This is a genomic window from Hymenobacter ginkgonis (genome assembly GCF_009755225.1).
Classification (GTDB): Bacteria; Bacteroidota; Bacteroidia; order Cytophagales; family Hymenobacteraceae; genus Hymenobacter; species Hymenobacter ginkgonis.
The window spans coordinates 27,055-44,018 of the sequence record NZ_WQKZ01000002.1; the positions used below are offsets into that span (position 1 = coordinate 27,055).

A 16,964-nucleotide genomic window follows, 5' to 3' on the forward strand; every position below is an offset into this window, starting at 1 on the left:
ACTTTTTTTTCGGCTGCGTGTGCAATTAGTGTGCTACTGGCATCAGCCTGTATGAGCGGCTCTCGCCCAGCGACCCGCTGATGGTAGTATTCTAGTCAGCTTATCTCATTTCATGCCCGCCGCCTGCCATTCTTAACTTATCCCGGCAATGCCTAAAGTAAAACCGCATCGCACTTCACCATCGCTGGACATGACCCCGATGGTTGACCTGGCCTTTCTGCTGGTAACATTCTTTATGTTGACCACGCAGTTTCGCCCCGACGAAGCTGTGGTAGTGGACCCCCCGTCCTCCACCTCGGACCTTCGGGCACCCGAAAGCGACATCTTGACGCTGACCATCGACAGCAAGAAGCGTGTCTTTTTTGGTTACGATAAAGCACCTGTAAAGGAAGCAGCTATCAGGGCTGTTGGCGCTAAATATGGCGTCACCTTCACACCAAGCCAAATCAAGCAGTTTTCGCTCATGCCTAATTTTGGCGTGCCGATTACCCAGCTTGGTTCATACCTTGATAAAGACACTGAGCAGCGCAAGGCTTTGAATCCTAGCTTGCCCGGCGTTCCATACGACTCGCTCAACAATCAAATGATTGATTGGATAATGGAGGCCCGTAAAGCGAACGCAGCATTGTTCAAAAAGCCTACCTTTCTGGCTATCCGCGGCGATGGCGATGCGGATGTGCAAACTGTGCAGACAGTTATCAAAGAATTGCAGGAAAAAGACATTAACCGCTTTAACCTGGTAACGAGCCTCGAAATGAAGCCAGTAGCTGGTGCGGCCCAATAAATTTAATTTATCATGGCAGAAATCCAACAAAAAGGCGGCGACTCCGGAAAGGGAGGCAAGAAACGGGCGAAAAAAATGTCGACTAAAATCGACATGACGCCTATGGTGGACCTTGCCTTCCTGTTGCTAACCTTCTTCATGCTCACCACTACTTTCGCCAAGCCTAACGTGATGCAGCTCACGATGCCGGTGAAGGATAAGAAACCGAACCCCGACGAGCAGACGAAAATCAAGGCCTCACAGGCCGTGACTATCATCTTGGCTCCCGACAACAAAGTGTTCTACTACTTTGGCCTGAATGAGCCTACTGACAAGAGTGTACCAGTACCTGAGATAAAGGTGACTGACTTCTCGGCCAATGGTATCCGCAAGGTGCTCCTCGACCGTCAGAAACAGCAGCCAGAGCCTATTATTCTTATCGAGCCCTATGTCTTTGATGGCAAACAAGCAAAGTATAAGAACATGGTAGATATCCTGGACGAGATGAACATCACCAACCAGAAGAAATACGCGTTGGTTGACATCTCTAAGAAAGACGTTGACCTCATTAAAACCCAGAAACTGCTATGATGGACAATGCGCAGCTAGCTACTGCTAGCTTGAATGACATCGTATTTGAGGGGCGTAACCGAGAGTACGGGGCCTATCAGTTGCGGCGTATCTACGGGCGGCACGTAACGCGGGCTCTCATCATTGGGGCAGCGTTGCTTTTGCTACTGGTGTTCATTCCAGCCATTGCTAAAATGCTGGAAGAGCGCAAGCCCAAAGAGGTGCTCAACTTGAAGGAGAACGTGCTAATGGATGCACCACCTCTGGACGAAACCAAACCCCCACCTCCACCTCCGCCCCCCGAGGCGCCCCCACCCCCACCCCCCAAGCTCACTACGGTTAAGTTTACCCCACCCGTAGTGAAAAAGGATGAAGAGGTGAAAAAGGAAGAGGTGCCTGACCAGGAAGAGCTAAAGGATAAAACAGTAGCTACTGTGTCTGTAAAAGGTAACACCGATGCTCCTGACCTTAGCGACCTGAGTGGCGAAGGCAATAAAGTAGTAGAAGAGGTAGTAGAAAGCAAAGTATACACTTACGTAGAGCAAATGCCCGCACTCCCTGGTGGAGGCGGCATGGGAGCCATCGTAGCTGCTATTCAGAAAAACTTCCGCTACCCTGCTGCTGACTTGCGTAACCAGACCGAAGGCCGGGTATTTGCCAGCTTTACGGTTGACGAGAATGGTGATATTTCGGACGTGAAGATTGTAAAAGGTCTTACTTCGACGGTTGATGCCGAGACTATGCGCTCGATTAAAGCACTACCAAAATTCATCCCTGGTAAGCAGAATGGCCGGGCAGTAAAAGTGTCGTTTACGGTACCGATTACGCTGAAAATTCAATAAGCTTCGCGCTTACTCAAAGAGCCTTAACTACCTCGTAGTTAAGGCTCTTTTTTGTGCAGCTAATTTTGGCGCTGGCATGTGGAAAATAGTAGCTGCCAGCATCAGGAGGATACTGGTGGCCACCGGTGATTTTTACTCACCCTTTTTCCTCATTTACTTATGTCGCTGTTTCCCGCTTCCCTTGATGATGTTGTATTTGAAGGCCGCAACCAAGCTTATGGCGCGTATGCCTTGCGCCAAGCCTACCGCCAGCATTTAGCCTCGGCAGGTGGTATCACGGTTGCGTTGTGCGCTACTTTACTGCTAGCCTGGGGTATTTGGCAGCGTTTAGCGCCTACTGTAGTGCCTGTTATAGCTCCCCTTCATCCAGCTGAGCTAGCACTTGAGAAATTTACGGTGGAGACACCCAAGCAGGCAGTTATTACGCCGCCTCCTGCCCGCCGAATGGCCACACATGTGGCGGCTACTATCCCTACTGAAGTTACTAAGGATAACACGCCTACCCCCCTTCCCAAACCGCAGCTAACTACGCCAGAAATTGATGGCCCTGCCGGACCAGCAGTAACCAATCCGGCTGACGGGCTAGCTGAGGTGGGTCCTACTACTGGCCCTACTACCAGCGATAATGATGGCGATGCTACTTCAGCAGTAACGGGTCCTTACATAGTAGTAGAGAAAATGCCAGAGTTTGCGGGTGGGCAAGCCGCCTTGCTACGCTACTTGCAGAAGAACCTACGCTACCCTGCCACTGCGCTGGCAGCCCAGGCTGAAGGGCGCGTCTTTCTAAGCTTTGTAGTGCAAGCAGATGGGACTATTGCCGACGTTACTATTCTAAAAGGCTTGGGCTACGGCCTTGATGAGGAGGCCCAGCGCGTAGTACGCCAAATGCCCGCCTGGATGCCCGGCTACCAAAGTAAGCACGCAGTACCCGTGCGTTTCACGCTGCCCATTACCTTTAAAGTCCAGTAATAACGGGCCATCCTAAGCAGAATGATTGGGAGAAACGAAGTTTTGTCCCCTTTTTTGCAGATTGATTCCTATGCCTACACTAGCCCCGAACATTTTGGGTTGCCGTGTGGGTTATGGATATCCACCTACTGCTTCGCGCAATGCCTATCCCCACCACCGAAGAGCGCCTGGGCTCGCCCCAACGAATAGTGCGTTTCTTTACGCTGTTTATGTCGCTAGTTTATGCGGCCCTCGGCACTTGGTTCTGGCTCACCGTCTACGAACCTACCCCCGCTGGCACGCTGTTGCCCCTTGGGCCCAAAACGCGCATGCTGCTGGGCACCGTGTTCATTCTATATGGTCTTATCCGCTTCGTGCGTACGCTTCGCACGCAGTTTCGCAAACCCACTCCCCAAGATGAAGAATTTAATTAAGCTGTTTAGTACGTCTGGCCGCACTACCCTGGCAGCTTTGCTGCTGGTGGCTTGCTCGCTGCCTAGCTGCAACAGCGGGGGTAAGGGCGCGGCTGGGGGCGAAGACTTTAGCGATACGCCCACCAGTGGCACTGTGTCTATCAGCGTTGACGAAACGTTTGCTCCCGTATTGGAGTCGCAGGTCGATACCTTCCAGAAGCTCTACACGGAAGCACACGTAAAGGCTGCCTACCAACCCGAGGACAGTGTTTTTCTAAATCTGCTCAACGACAAGGTAAAGGTGATAGTAGCTTCCCGCGAGCTGAACGTCGAAGAAAAGAAGGTACTGGATAAGCAGCAAATGCAGCCCCACGCTACTAGAATCGGCATTGATGGCTTGGCAATTATTGTGCACCCGTCTAACCCCGACTCGTTGCTGACCGTGGCGCAGCTGCGCGACATCTTTGCGGGCAAAACCACTCAGTGGAGCCAAGTGAGCAGCCACAAATCCTTAGGAGGTATCAATGTGGTGTTTGATGCCAACCGTAGCAGTACTAGTCGGTTTCTGCGCGACACCTTGCTGCGCGGGGCAGCCCTCACGCCTAAGGCCTTTGCGGCTCAGTCAAATCCTAAGCTGCTTGACTACGTGGCTACCCACCCCAGTGCCATTGGGGTAGTGGGCGTCAACTGGATTTCTGACTTTGATGACCCCAACGTGCGCGGCTTCCTGCGCAAAGTGCGGGTAGCAAGCATCACGGCCCGGGCCAACCCCACTAAGGACGACTATATCCAGCCCTACCAAGTGTATTTGGCGCAGAAAACCGCTGAGCAGATTGCCGCCGACCCGGCGCTGCAAAACTATCCGTTGCGCCGCACTATCTACGCCATCAGCCGCGAGGCGCGGACGGGCTTAGGCACGGGTTTTGTCTCCTTTATAGCCGGGCAAAAAGGCCAGCTTATCTTCCAGAAATCGGGCCTGATGCCAGCCAACGTACAAGCCCGAATCGTGAGCACTCCGAAGCGCATTTGAACTCCTAACTCGTTTCTAGCGTAATATCACACTAGTTCTTCACCCGATTTTCCCCTTTTTTCCTTCGACTTATGTCTTTAAAGCCTTGGAAACCGCTGCTGCTGACCGCCCTCACCGTAGGGGCCGGCGCTACGGCCGCCACCGCCCAAACTGTAGCTGCCGCTCAAAAGGCCATTGAGTTGGGTCGCTATAACGAAGCACGTGCCGCCCTTCGCGGTAACGCTAGCCCCGAAGCCAATTTTGAACTGGGACGCATCTACCAGATGCGGGATTTGAACGACTCAGCTGCCTACTATTTTGGCCGTGCTGCGGGCCCTACCCCCTTTGGGATGGTAGCCGATGGCCGCGCACTGCTGGCAAAAGGCAAGGATGCCGAAGCCACAGCCAAATTTGACGCTGCTGCTAAAGCAACTAAGAACAAAGACGCTAAAGTGCTCACCATGATTGCCCAGGCATATGGCGAGTCGGATGTCAAAGACATCACTAAAGCTATTTCTTACGTCGATGCTGCGCAAGCAGTGAATAAGAAAGATGACCCGGCGCTGATGGTTGCCCGTGGCGACATTTATTTGCACACCGACAACGGTGGCGGCGAAGCCATGACCAGCTACGACCGCGCTACGGCAGCCAACCCGAACTACACCGAGGCATTCTACAAAAAAGGGGTCTTGAGCGTGCGTAGCCGCAATGGTGCCTCTGCTTTAGAGAACCTGAACAAAGCCATTGCTATTGACCCTAACTATGCCCCAGCTTATCGGGAGCTAGCGGAGATGTATTATTCGGCTGGGCAGTATCCTAAAGCCCTCGAGACTTTTCAACAGTTTCAAGCCAAAGCCGAAAAATCATCCAACACGGATGCTGAGTACGCTTCGTTCTTGTACCTAACCAAAAAGTATCCCGAGGCGCTAGCTGAAGTGAATAAGGTACTGGCTGTAGAGCCTAGTAACTTGACCATGAACCGCCTCAAGGGGTACCTGCTGTACGAAACCGGCGATTATGCTGGCGCGGCTACGGCCATGGACCAGTACATGAAAATTGCGCCGGCCGATAAGATTATCCCAGAAGATTACTCGTACCAGAGCAAAATTCTGATTAAGGCCGGCCGTAGCGATGAAGCGCTTTCGGTGCTCCAGAAAGCCATTCCGCTGACTACTGACCCAGCCAAGAAAGCCGACCTGCAAAACGACTTGGCTACTACCTACACCGCTAAGAAGGATTACAAGTCTGCTATCGGTATTTACCGGGCCAAAACCAACCCGGACCTAGCTGACCAGTTCCGTTTGGGCAGCGCCTATAGCAGCAACAAACAATATACGCAGGCTGATAGCGTGTATAACATTATTACGACTGCCAAGCCAACCTACGCGCCTGCTTACCAGGCCCGTGCTCAGGCTAACTTTAACCTCGACCCCGACTCGAAGAAAGGCCTAGCTAAGCCTTACTACGAGAAGTACATTGAGGTAACTAGTGCCGACCCAACCAGATACAAGAGCGGCCTGATTGAGGCTAATAATTACCTCGGTTACTACAACCTGCAGAAGGGTGATAAAGCAGCTGCTACCCCCTACTACCAGAAGGTACTGGAATTAGACCCCACCAACAAGGATGCTACCGGTGCTATGCAAATCATCAAAGGTGGCGGCGCGCGCACCACGCCAACTAAAAAGGCTACAACGCCCGCTAAGAAATAGCGAACCGCTGGATATAGCCTATTACTAAAAAAGGCCCCGTTGCAACAATGCAACGGGGCCTTTTTTATGAAGTGAGGGGTAGGCTATTGCGCGGCGGCCCAGCCTTCCCACTTAGCCAAGACGCCCGCAAAATCTGCTGGTAACTCAGCCTCAAAGTATAGTTTTTCGCCGGTAGTAGGGTGCACAAAGCCCAGCGAGCGGGCGTGCAATGCCTGCCGAGGCATGAGCGCAAAGCAATTTTCAACAAATGCCTTATAAGTACCCGTAGCCTGGCCCGCCCGAATGCGGTCGCCGCCATACGTGGCGTCTGAAAAGAGTGGGTGTCCCAGGTACTGCATATGCGCCCGAATCTGGTGGGTGCGGCCGGTTTCGAGGCGGCATTCGAGTAGCGTAACGGGGCCGTAGCGCTCTAACACGCGGTAGTGCGTCACGGCGTGCTTGCCTTGCTCGCCCTCAGGATACACAGCTTGTACTTTACGGTCGCGCAGACTGCGGCCAATGTGCCCCCGCACGGTACCCGCATCGTCGGGAAAGGCACCCCAAGCCAGCGCCAGGTAACTGCGCTCGATGGTATGATGAAAGAATTGCTGCGAGAGGTGCGTCATGGCCCACTCCGTTTTGCCAATAACGAGCAGGCCCGAAGTGTCTTTGTCGATGCGATGCACTAGACCCGGGCGAATCTCACCATTGCGGCCCGTAGGCAGGTTTTGGAGGTGGTAAGCAAGGCCATTTACCAGTGTTCCCTCCCAGTTGCCGTAGGCCGGATGCACTACCATACCAGCCGGCTTATTCACGATAAGCAGGTCAGCATCTTCGTAGCGGATATCCAGCGCCATTTCTTGAGGCTCTACTTTACCAGTACGCAGCGGCTCGGGCAGCGTAATGGTGATAACATCAGCCGGCCGCACGCGGTAGTTGGGCTTTGTGATGTGGCCATTCACCTGCACGGCCTCAGCCCGAATAGCGTCCTGAATTTTAGTGCGCGACGCGTTAGCTAACCGGTTCAGCAGAAACTTATCGAGCCGTAGCAACTCCTGCCCGCGGTCGGCCACTATGCGATGGTGCTCATAAAGCTCATCGCCTTCGCCAGCTTCGTCGGGTTCTAAATCAGGGTCGGCAGGCAGTAGCATGGTATGCGATAAGGGATAAACGGAGTAGGCGCCGCTTAGGTGAGGTAATAAAATCTTTGGGGAATAAGCGGGGGGTAGCGATAGGCCAGCAGCTTTCCTACCCCCTTCACAACGAACGAGCAGTTAGCAGCGCCCTATCCCCCTTGGCTGAAAGCACGGATTAATGGCCCCGCTACTCCGCAAGCGGCACGAAAAAAGCCGAGGCCATTGGCCCCGGCTTTTTGGCCAGTAACTGGCAATACTTATTTAGTTTTCGTCTTGGTCTTGCTGGGTGCAGGCGGCACGGTAGAGGCCGGAGCTTTAGCTGGCACCGACGTAGGCGCTGCGTTAGGCGCGGTCGGCGTGATACCCATTTTCTTCAGAATCACATCCGAGATATCGCCTTCCTTCGGGCCGTGCAGCAAAATAGGGTTGCTACCCGAGTCCGAGTTCAGCACGTAGGTGTAGCCATTCTCATCAGCTACTTGGTCGATGGTCTTCTGAATTTTATCCAACACCGGCTTCAGTAGCGTTTGCTGCTTCTGCTGCAGGCCCTGCTGGGCACTCTGCTGAAACTCTTGGATGCTTTGCTGCAGCGTGGTCAATTCCTTTTCTTTATCAGCCTTGATAACCGGGGTCATCGTGGAAGCACCTTTTTGGTAAGCATCCAGCTTGGTCTGGTAATCGGAATATTTGCTTTTCAGCTGCGTTTCAAGCTGGGTGTTGTAAGCTTTCAAATCAGACTCAATCTGCTTGCTTTCGGGCATCTGGCCTAGCACGTACTCTACACTGGTGAAGCCAATTTTGAGGGGAGCCTGGGCCTGGGCGCTGGAAGCAAAGAAAGAACTGGCTACAAGTAGCGCGGCGGCGAAGGTCAGGTGAAGTTTTTTCACGCGTTTATTAAAGAAAATCAAGGTTCTGGGAAGTTTCCAATTGCAAAGTTAGGTACTCTTTACGGCTTTTGCTTACTAGCCGCTTTTGGCGTCTTGCTGGCTTTGCCCGGCGTGGCAGCGGCATCATCGGGCGTGCCCGAATCAGACTCGAAAGCTGGGTCGGCACTGGCAGTCGGCGTTTTGGGGGGTTGCACGGTTTTTACGGGCCCCTTCGGGCCGGGCTGGTTGCGGTCGGGAGTACCCAGCCCTAGCTCTTCCAACACAAACTCGGTATAGTCGTGAGTAGGATTAGCGTAGAGCATGGTCAGGTCGCCGTTGCGGTCGAACATAAAGTCCAGCTTCCGGGCCTTCACCACTTTCTCCACGGCCTCAAATATCTTGTCCTGCACCGGCTTGTTTAGCTCGATGCGCTTCTTAAACAACTGGCCTTCGTAACCAAACTGCTTGGTTTCGTAGGCTTTGATTTCTTGCTCTTTCTTTAGAATCTCGTCCTGACGTTTCTTCTTCATGGCCTCCGTCAGCACTACTTCCTCCGCTTGGTAGGTGCGGTAGAGTTTGTCAAGGTCCTTTTTCTGAGCCTCGATTTCCTTCTGCCATGTGTCCGACAGCTTATTTAACTCGACCTGAGCCTGCGCGTACTCTGGCAGCTTAGTCATGATAAACTCGGTATCTATATACCCAAACTTTTGCCCCCAAGCTGGCACCAGTGCTCCTGCTCCCAGAAACAACAGTACTAGCAGAAAACGTGCAACGTGGGCCATGCGATGAAGTAAAAAAGAGGGGATAGGGACGGCGTAATGCAAGGGTTTGGCCTAAACGAATTGGCAGTCTTTTTTAGTCTAAAGCCAGCTAGCTTCCCTACCCCGGTTGCAAACCCACAGAGCTACCCCAAACGTTCACTTAACGGATTTGCTGACCGATAATGAAGTGGAAGTGATTGAAATCTTGCGCCGTTGTCACGTTTGCAGCCGGCACCACCGTATCGAAAGCCCGGCCGTAATCAAAGCCTAGCAAGCCAAAGGCCGACATGAAAATGCGGGCGCCAAAACCAGCCGAGCGGTATAGTTTATAAGGGTTATACTCGCCCGAGGTGTTGAAGGCATTGCCCGCTTCGGCGAAGCCCAAGATATAGACGGTAGCCGCAGGGTTGAGGCTGACGGGATAGCGTAGTTCGGCTACGTACTTGTTGTAAGCCACGCCGCCGCTTGCGCCAGTTTGCGCCGTTGGTATTGCATAAGCGCCGTTGGGGTCGTCGTAGCCACGCAGACCGATGTAATCGGTGCCCACCAAGAACGAGCCGCCGCCACCATAGCCCAAGCCTGCGCCACCCATTTTAAAGCGTTCAAACGGACCCGGTACGCGGTCAGGAGTGTAAGTGCCGATGAAGCCAAAGTGCGCCCGCGTGTTCAGCACCAGCTTGCCCACGATGGGCGTAAACCACGACGCATCGAACATCCATTTGTGAAACTCCACCCACTCGTACGTGTTAGGATGCGCACCTTTGAAGGCCGAATAAGGCGGCGTCAAGCTCAGGCTCAGGCTAATAGACGAACCGCGACGAGTGTAAGTCGGGTTGTCGATGCTATTACGCGAGAGCGTGGTGTTGAACGTGAAGTTGTTAGCCTTACCCGTGCTGAAGTCCGAGAAAATCTGGTAGTTCTGCAGCTGATACTGGCTGTATGAAATTGAGTTGCTGAGCGAGAAATAGTCATCTGGCACGCGCAGCTGGCGGCCGAGGCCAATGGTAGCACTGTTCACCTTGATGAACTGCCCGGTGGCCGCATCGAAGTTGGTGCCCAGGCGCGAAACGCTTCGGTTCAAGCTAAACGAGAAAGAGTTAGGCTTGCGGCCACCCAGCCACGGCTCCGTAAAGCTGAACGAGTAAGCTTGATACTGCAAGCCATTGGCCTGCACGTTCAGCGCTACGCGCTGGCCGTCGCCGGCTGGCACGGGCGTCCAATTGTGAAAATCCTTGGCTTTGCGTAGCGAGAAGTTGTTGAATACTAACCCCACCGTGCCAATAAAGCCGGCGTAACCACCCCAACCGCCCGACAGCGTAATCTGGTCCGAAGGCTTTTCTACCACCGTGTAGTTGATGTCAACAGTGCCATCGGCCTGGTTAGGTACGGGGTTGATGCCTATTTTCTCTGGGTCGAAATAACCCAGTGTCGCTATTTCCCGCTGCGAACGGATAAGCAGTTCGCGGTTGAATTTATCGCCCGGCAGCGTGCGCAGCGTGCGGCGCAGCACGTGGTCCGACGTTTTAGTATTGCCCGCAATATTAATCTCCTTCACCCGCGCCTGCACACCTTCCGTGATGCGCATTTCGATGTCGATGGAATCACCTTCCACCTTGGTTTCTACCGGGTCGATGGTGAAGAACAGGTAACCGTCGTTCATGTAGAGCGAGGTGATATCCTGACCTGTAGGGTTGTAGCTTAGGCGTTTATCCAGCGTTTCTTTGCTGTATGGGCTGCCCGGCCGAATCCCAAGCACCGAGGCCAGCGTCTTGCTGTCGTATAGGTAGTTGCCGCTCCAGGTAATGTGCCGGAAGTAGTACTTCAAGCCTTCGTCTACCTTCAACTTCACTATTAGGCCTTTCTCATCGCGCTCTACAGTATCGGAGATAATGGAAGCGTCGCGATAGCCTTGGTCGTTGTAGAAATCAACTAGCTTCTTCTTATCGTCCTCAAACTCGTTGCGCTGGAACTTGCCCGGGGTCAAGAATTTATACGATTTGCGCGCTTTGGTTTTCTTAAACTGCTTGGCGAGCTTCGCGTCCTTAAACGCGTTGTTGCCCTCAAATTGAATATCGTGGATACGCACTTTGCTACCCTTGTCCACATCAATTTTTAGCGCGACGCTGTTGGAGAGCGTGGAGTCAGGCACCTGCCGGATAACCACTTTGGTATCCAGGAAGCCCTTGTTGGTGTAGAACTTACGTACCTGCGTGCGGGTATTAGCCAATAGGGCGTCGGTCACTACCTTACCCCGAATCAGCTTGATTTTTTTGTCAATTTCTTCCGATTGACCTTTGCTGATGCCTTCGAAGGTGAACTTAGACAAGCGTGGCCGCTCCCGTACGTTAAAATCAAGGAATATCTTGTTGCCTTCGGTGCGCGCAATAGTGACCGAAATATCGGCCAAAATGCCCTGAGCCCAGATTTTACGGATAGATTTGCCGATATCATCCCCCGGCACATTGATATTATCGCCCAGGCGCAAACCCGACAATCCAATCAACGTATTAGGGTCGAGGTAGCGGGCGCCACTTACCGTAATTCCGCCCAACTCGTATTTGCGAGGCTCATCGGCGGCAGGTGTAGCACCCGGAGCATTTTGGGCATGAGTCGGCGTAGCTGCCAGGGTTCCGGCGAGCAGTAACAAACTGAATAAGCCGCTACGTAAGTAGGTGCGCATTACCAACATAAATAAGAATCAGGATATCGACAGCTGCTCGCTGGTTTTGCCGAAACGGCGCTCCCTACCCTGGTAGGCTTTGAGCGCTTCGCGGAAGTGGCTGCGCCGAAAATCGGGCCACAGCACCGGCATAATATATAGCTCAGTATAAGCTAATTGCCAGAGTAAAAAGTTGCTAATACGCTGCTCCCCGCTGGTGCGGATAAGCAGCTCGGGGTCGGGCATGCCAGCAGTAGCCAGGTAGCCACTAACGGTAGCTTCGGTAACACTGGCCGGCTCTACCCGGCCGGCGGCCACGTCAATGGCCAACCGTTGGGCCGCTTGGGTTAAGTCCCAACGGCCGCTGTAGCTCAGGGCCAGCACCAGCGTCATGCGATTGCCGCCTTTAGTTAGCTCAATTGCTTCGGCTAGCTCACGCTGGCAGCTTTGGGGTAAGCTGTTCACGTCGCCGATGGATTGAAGCCGCACACTGTTCTTAAGGAGGGTAGGCGTTTCCTTGCGAATAGTATGCACGAGCAACTGCATCAGCGCCGTCACTTCCATCGCTGGGCGGTTCCAGTTTTCAGTCGAGAAAGCGTACAGTGTCAGGTATTGTACTCCTAGCTCAGCGGCCTCCTCCACCGTGTCGCGCACCGCAGTGATAGCACTTTGGTGCCCGAACACGCGCAGGCCACCTCGCTGCTTTGCCCACCGCCCGTTGCCATCCATAATAACGGCGACATGGGCAGGAATATTAGAGAGGTCAATTTCGGACCGTTCGGCCATTGTTGGGGTTTGCGTATAAGAGGCTGCAAGTTACGCAAATGGTTGCAGACGCGCCCCATCCCTCTCGTCCCTACCCCCTCCTTATTCGACCAAGCCCAGGTGCCAGGCGCCTGGGTATCTTGGCTTAACCCCTTAGCAATCTACTGCTTATTATTTGTTTTATCCCACCAGGATAAGCTATTTCAACAGGCGCTTATTGTGGTCGTAAGGAGCCGGACAAAGAATTTTGTAGAAGGTGTACGATACACTCAGGCCAGAGTAATAATACCAATCCTGGTCGTGCGCATTCACATACAGCGGGTCTTGGTCACTGAGGTGGTCGAGCTGGTCGGTGAAGGTTTTACGCACGCCCATCTCCAATCCAAGGTTAATGTGCTCGCTCAGTGCCAGCTTCAGGCCCGCACCGGCCGGAATCGCAATGCCAACCTTACCCCCCTTGCGGTTGAAATCGGGCTGCAACAGCACATTCTGGCTTTCGACTGTGGTATTGATATAATAGCCTGCCAAACCCCCAAATAAATAGGGCGTCAGGTGAATGCGGTGCTGGTCTTGGCGGCGGTGGTAGTCGAGGAAGTTGTACTCAACCACCCCCGATAGCTCATAAACGCTGCCGCGCAAACTGGTTTGCCGGTAGCTCTGCAGTGGAGGCACGCCGCCGCTTACGCCGTCTACCTTGTTGTCATTGGCCCGCAGGCCGCCCGCCGTGAAGCCGCCCCGCAGGGTAACGGGTACTGACACATCGCGCCGGTAAAAGATATTGAGCGCTGGTCGGCTGTTATTCCACTGCAGTTGAGGCGCTATTTCGCCTTTATAGTTCGTGGCTCCTACCCCTATACCCACCTCACTGGTGTGCTGAGCGAGGACGGGGGTAGCTAAAAAAAACGCACTCCCTACCAGCAATAAGCCAGCAGGGAGTGCGCAGGAAAACCTGAAAACGGTCATTCGGCAGACTGTTAAGTGAGTAGCGCAGCCAGCCGAAAGTCGGTTAGCGGAACTTGGGGTTCTTGATTTTGGGGTTCAGGATGTAGTTGAGCGAGAAGCCGGTAACGGTGTACCAGTCATTCTTGCCTTGGCCACGCTTTTCACCAGGCACAAAACCAGCGGCAACGCCGGTAGAGGTGTTGGTGATGCCTTTGCCACCCGAGCCGCCGCTGTAGCCCCCAAAATATTGGGCAGCCGCAGTAGAGCCGGATAGGTTAGCATAGTTGCTGCTCACGTCATCCAGGTAGCCGGTGAAGGTTTTGCGGAAGCCGATTTCAAAAGCTGCGTCCAAGTTACGGTTGATGCGGTAACGAACACCGGCACCGAAGGGTAGCGAGAACTGAAACTTGCTGTAGTCAACGCCTTCCGTACGGAGGGCTTGCAGGTCAACATAGTTGCCGCTAGCGTCCTTGCCTTCGGGGCTGTGGTGGAAACCAGCTACGCCACCGAACAGATACGGCACGAAGTCGGGGCGCTTGAGGTAGTTGTTGCGGTTTTCGATAAGGTCAACTACTACTACAGCCGATGCTTCATAAATATCATTCCGGAAATTCATATTCCGGGTATAGCGATAGCGAGCGTTGGTATCGTTGCTGTTAGCATTAGTATTGTCGTCGGCCGTAACGCGGCCATATGCTAACGCAAACCGCCCCGATACGCGCGGGAAGAAGCGGTGAGTGATATTTAGCCCAATGTTAGGGCGGGTATCACCAGCATGAAACGACGCAAAATTGGTAGCAGGGTTCAAGTCGCCAAAGTAATTCATGGCATTCAGGCTCACTCCAATAGAGGTATACTGCTTGCGCTTGCTGAACTGCTGGGCGTCAGCCTGCTGGGTAGAACCCAGCAACGCCAGCCCTGCTAGAAGGGCCGTAGAATACGTGAAAAACTTGGTCATAAAGTGCAGAATAGAGTATTTACAAGTCAAAGGGAGGAAGCTCAAAGCTAATGAGCGTGGTTCTCAGCGAATACAAAAGTAAGAGGCAAAGGGAACTAAAAAAATTTAAGGCCGAATTATTTCACCTGTTAAGTCCTATTTCAACGCTAAAACAGTTGCTGGATTGCGGCGGTCAAGGCCCCAATTTAGTTTATTACGCAGGGTGCTCAAAAAGTTCACATGGTTGAGCTTAACCAAGCGGGCGGTGAAGGTTTCGCGACGTACGGCAATCTGGACGGTAGCCTCCACGGGGGTCGAGCGTGAGTCGAGCGCGAGCAGGTAACTGGTAGCACGGCCCTCAATTTCGAAGGATATTACACTTTGGTCAGATACAACTAGTGGGCGTACGTTCAAATTGTGGGGGCATACGGGGGCAATGATGAAATTGTTGGTTTGCGGCAGCATTACAGGGCCGCCGCAACTGAGCGAGTAGCCCGTAGAGCCCGTGGGTGTAGAAACCACTAGCCCATCGGCCCAATAAGAATTTAAATATTCGCCATCGATATAGGTGTGCACCGCAATCATCGAAGAAGTATCGCGCTTGAGAATACTAAATTCATTCAGGCCAAAGTTCAATTCTCCAAAAACGTCAGGGTCGGTTTCGACACGTAGCAAACTTCGCTCCTCAATAGTGAAGTGCCCTTTGAAAAGCGCCTCGATGGCCTGCGGGATATAGGCAGGCGTGATGGGCGCCAAAAACCCCAACCGCCCGGTATTGATGCCCAGAATTGGAATTTGCAGTGCGCCTACGTAGGTGACGGTATCGAGCAAGGTGCCGTCGCCGCCAATGCTGAGCACATACTGCACACCGCGCAGTGAGTCGCCGCGCTGGAAGCTGCCTGTGTTGGGGGGTAGGCGCAGGTGCTGGTCCATAAACGCCCGAAAGGACTCGACAATAATCACTTCGGCCTGGCGGGCGGCCAGCTCGTCGAGCAGCGTTTGCAGAAAAGGCGCCACTGCCTCGTCGAAAGGCTTGCCTAAAATCGCGAATTTCATAACAAAAAGATAATATACTCCAGCTTATCAGATGGGGAAACTCGAACGCAGAAAAAAGCCAGTGCGCGCATAGCCAGTAGTGGTTCGCGTTAGCTCGAAGCAGAATACCCGGTCGTAGTACGTGACGAGGTGCAGCCCAAGGCCCACGGAAGCCAGCACTTGGCCGGGCAGCTGGTTGGTATCGGAGGGTAAGTAGCCAAGGCGGCCGCTCGCCACGCCGGCATCGGCGAAGGCATTGAGGTAAACGGCCAGCGGCAACGTGTTGATTTTAGGGTTGTTGATGAAGGGGATGCGGAGCGGTGGCGGCGCCCACGCCCGAAAACTGAGGCCTTGCTGCACCAAGCCATAGTGGCGCCCCTCCACTACGTAATTATCGTAGCCGCGCACGAGAGCCTCGTAGCCCAGCGAGCGGGCATCGGCGTAGGCCAAGCGGTCGGTGAGCAGGCGGGCCTGCGCCCACAGGCCAAGCGCGTAGTAAAAATTGTGCCCCAGACTGAGGTAGCGGGCGTAGCGCAAGCGCGCCGTGGCATAGGCCGGCAGTGCCCCTACCCCCACAAACTGACGGAAGCTAAGCGCGGCCTGCATAAACTGCCCAGTGAGGGGGTAGGCAAACGTATTGCGCTTGTTATTCGTGATTAATCCGCTTAGCTCTAGGTATTGGCGTTGCTGCAAGCCCAGGTAATAATTGGGGTTTAGCTGGTAGATAAGGTCGCTGATAAGCTCGCGGTGGTATGAAACATCGATGGCCGACACAAGCTGTACGGTGTGCCGCAGCCGGATGCCGCCCGATACGTAGAAGCGCTGAATCGGAAAAGCATCTTCCTCGGGAGTGGCAAGGGGGGTAGGGCGGTCGCTCAACGTCACGTAGTCGAGGTTGCGGCTTTGGTAGTACGATATGCCGAAACCCAGCCCTACCCGGCGCCGGCGACCAAAGCCCGGCGCTTCATAGAACAGCTCGTACTTACGGTTGAATCCCAGCTGGACGTTGGCCGTTACCTGCTCGGCGCGGCCCCGAAAGTTGGTATGGGTGAGGTGCAGGCCGTAATCAATCCGCTGCCAGCGCTCGGACGATGGGCGCGCCCACCAGCGGTTGAAATTAGGGTCGGCGAGCGAAAAAATGGGCGTAGGCAGGATATACCAGCGCTCCTGCAAACTAAACAGCACGATGAGCTGCCCCGTGCCGCCGCAGCTGGCCTGCACCAGCACCGTGTGGAACAGTTGCAGATTATAGACCCGGCGGCGGTTGGCTTCGAGGCGCGCGGGCAACTCGGCCACGGCCAGCGAGTCGCCCTCCCGAAAGTCTAGCTCGGCCAGCAGGGTCCGTTCTTTGGTGGTGCTATTGCCCACAAATAGCACGGCACTTACCCGCACCCTGGGCCCAGCGGCGGGGCAGGGAGCTACGCGCACCAATGTATCGGTGGGGGCCACCACGGGTACCAGCGGTGGTGGATGCCGCTCCTGGCTTAGCTCGCGCAGGCTATCGGCCGAAGGAGGGGGTAGGGTGGTTTGGGCGCGCACCAACCCCACCGGCCCAAGCAGCGCACTAAAGAGCAGCCAACTTATTGCCGGAAGGAAAGATGGCCAAACACGGTGCTTCACCGGGCAA

At 54.1% G+C, this 16,964-nt stretch carries 16 protein-coding genes; 7 read left to right on the forward strand and 9 right to left on the reverse strand.

Annotation, left to right across the window (positions count from 1 at the left end; genetic code table 11):
- The first annotated feature begins 148 nt into the window (after positions 1-148).
- The 7 genes from GO988_RS05905 (at position 149) to GO988_RS05935 (ending at position 6,257) form a co-directional block, all read left to right on the forward strand.
- Positions 149-784: an ExbD/TolR family protein gene (locus GO988_RS05905; protein ID WP_157562952.1), complete on the forward strand. Its 636-nt coding sequence runs from the start codon at positions 149-151 to the stop codon at positions 782-784.
- Positions 785-859: 75 nt separating this feature from the next.
- Complete coding sequence (locus GO988_RS05910) at positions 860-1,354, forward strand: ExbD/TolR family protein (RefSeq protein ID WP_232341426.1); 495 nt, start codon at positions 860-862, stop codon at positions 1,352-1,354.
- Positions 1,351-2,175 carry an energy transducer TonB gene (locus GO988_RS05915; RefSeq protein WP_232341427.1) on the forward strand — a complete coding sequence of 275 codons (825 nt, stop codon included), beginning with the start codon at positions 1,351-1,353 and terminating at the stop codon, positions 2,173-2,175. The genes GO988_RS05910 and GO988_RS05915 overlap by 4 nt, the downstream gene beginning before the upstream one ends.
- A 159-nt stretch (positions 2,176-2,334) precedes the next feature.
- Entirely contained in the window at positions 2,335-3,144 is an 810-nt protein-coding gene (locus tag GO988_RS05920; RefSeq protein WP_157562958.1) for an energy transducer TonB, read from the forward strand.
- A 140-nt stretch (positions 3,145-3,284) separates the two neighbouring features.
- On the forward strand, positions 3,285-3,557 hold the full coding sequence (locus GO988_RS05925) for a hypothetical protein (RefSeq protein WP_157562960.1): 273 nt from the start codon (positions 3,285-3,287) through the stop codon (positions 3,555-3,557).
- Positions 3,541-4,566, forward strand: coding sequence for a PstS family phosphate ABC transporter substrate-binding protein (locus GO988_RS05930; protein WP_157562963.1), 1,026 nt, complete (start codon positions 3,541-3,543; stop codon positions 4,564-4,566). Before GO988_RS05925 ends, GO988_RS05930 begins: the two co-directional genes overlap by 17 nt.
- A 71-nt stretch (positions 4,567-4,637) precedes the next feature.
- Positions 4,638-6,257 (forward strand): tetratricopeptide repeat protein, encoded by a 1,620-nt coding sequence (locus GO988_RS05935; protein WP_157562966.1) that lies wholly within the window; start codon positions 4,638-4,640, stop codon positions 6,255-6,257.
- An 83-nt stretch (positions 6,258-6,340) separates the two neighbouring features.
- Here the strand turns inward: GO988_RS05935 and GO988_RS05940 are convergent, their stop codons facing one another.
- The 9 genes from GO988_RS05940 to GO988_RS05980 all read right to left on the reverse strand — a co-directional run bounded on the left by GO988_RS05940 (position 6,341) and on the right by GO988_RS05980 (position 16,957).
- Positions 6,341-7,387 carry an RluA family pseudouridine synthase gene (locus GO988_RS05940; RefSeq protein WP_157562969.1) on the reverse strand — a complete coding sequence of 349 codons (1,047 nt, stop codon included), beginning with the start codon at positions 7,385-7,387 and terminating at the stop codon, positions 6,341-6,343.
- 242 nt (positions 7,388-7,629) lie between these two features.
- On the reverse strand, positions 7,630-8,259 hold the full coding sequence (locus GO988_RS05945; protein WP_317164803.1) for an OmpH family outer membrane protein: 630 nt from the start codon (positions 8,257-8,259) through the stop codon (positions 7,630-7,632).
- 59 nt (positions 8,260-8,318) lie between these two features.
- The gene (locus tag GO988_RS05950) at positions 8,319-9,020 is read right to left on the reverse strand and encodes an OmpH family outer membrane protein (RefSeq protein ID WP_157562972.1); all 702 of its coding nucleotides are present in this window, start codon (positions 9,018-9,020) and stop codon (positions 8,319-8,321) included.
- A gap of 139 nt (positions 9,021-9,159) precedes the next feature.
- Positions 9,160-11,679: an outer membrane protein assembly factor BamA gene (gene bamA, locus GO988_RS05955; protein WP_232341429.1), complete on the reverse strand. Its 2,520-nt coding sequence runs from the start codon at positions 11,677-11,679 to the stop codon at positions 9,160-9,162.
- Between the two features lie 18 nt (positions 11,680-11,697).
- Positions 11,698-12,444 carry an isoprenyl transferase gene (locus tag GO988_RS05960; protein WP_157562978.1) on the reverse strand — a complete coding sequence of 249 codons (747 nt, stop codon included), beginning with the start codon at positions 12,442-12,444 and terminating at the stop codon, positions 11,698-11,700.
- Positions 12,445-12,621: 177 nt separating this feature from the next.
- A complete protein-coding gene (porG, locus tag GO988_RS05965) occupies positions 12,622-13,386 on the reverse strand; it encodes a type IX secretion system protein PorG (RefSeq protein ID WP_157562981.1) in 765 nt (254 codons plus the stop codon).
- Between the two features lie 43 nt (positions 13,387-13,429).
- On the reverse strand, positions 13,430-14,323 hold the full coding sequence (locus tag GO988_RS05970; RefSeq protein WP_157562986.1) for a DUF6089 family protein: 894 nt from the start codon (positions 14,321-14,323) through the stop codon (positions 13,430-13,432).
- Between the two features lie 135 nt (positions 14,324-14,458).
- Entirely contained in the window at positions 14,459-15,358 is a 900-nt protein-coding gene (locus GO988_RS05975) for an NAD kinase (RefSeq protein ID WP_157562988.1), read from the reverse strand.
- A gap of 27 nt (positions 15,359-15,385) precedes the next feature.
- The gene (locus GO988_RS05980) at positions 15,386-16,957 is read right to left on the reverse strand and encodes a BamA/TamA family outer membrane protein (protein ID WP_157562991.1); all 1,572 of its coding nucleotides are present in this window, start codon (positions 16,955-16,957) and stop codon (positions 15,386-15,388) included.
- Positions 16,958-16,964: the final 7 nt, after the last annotated feature.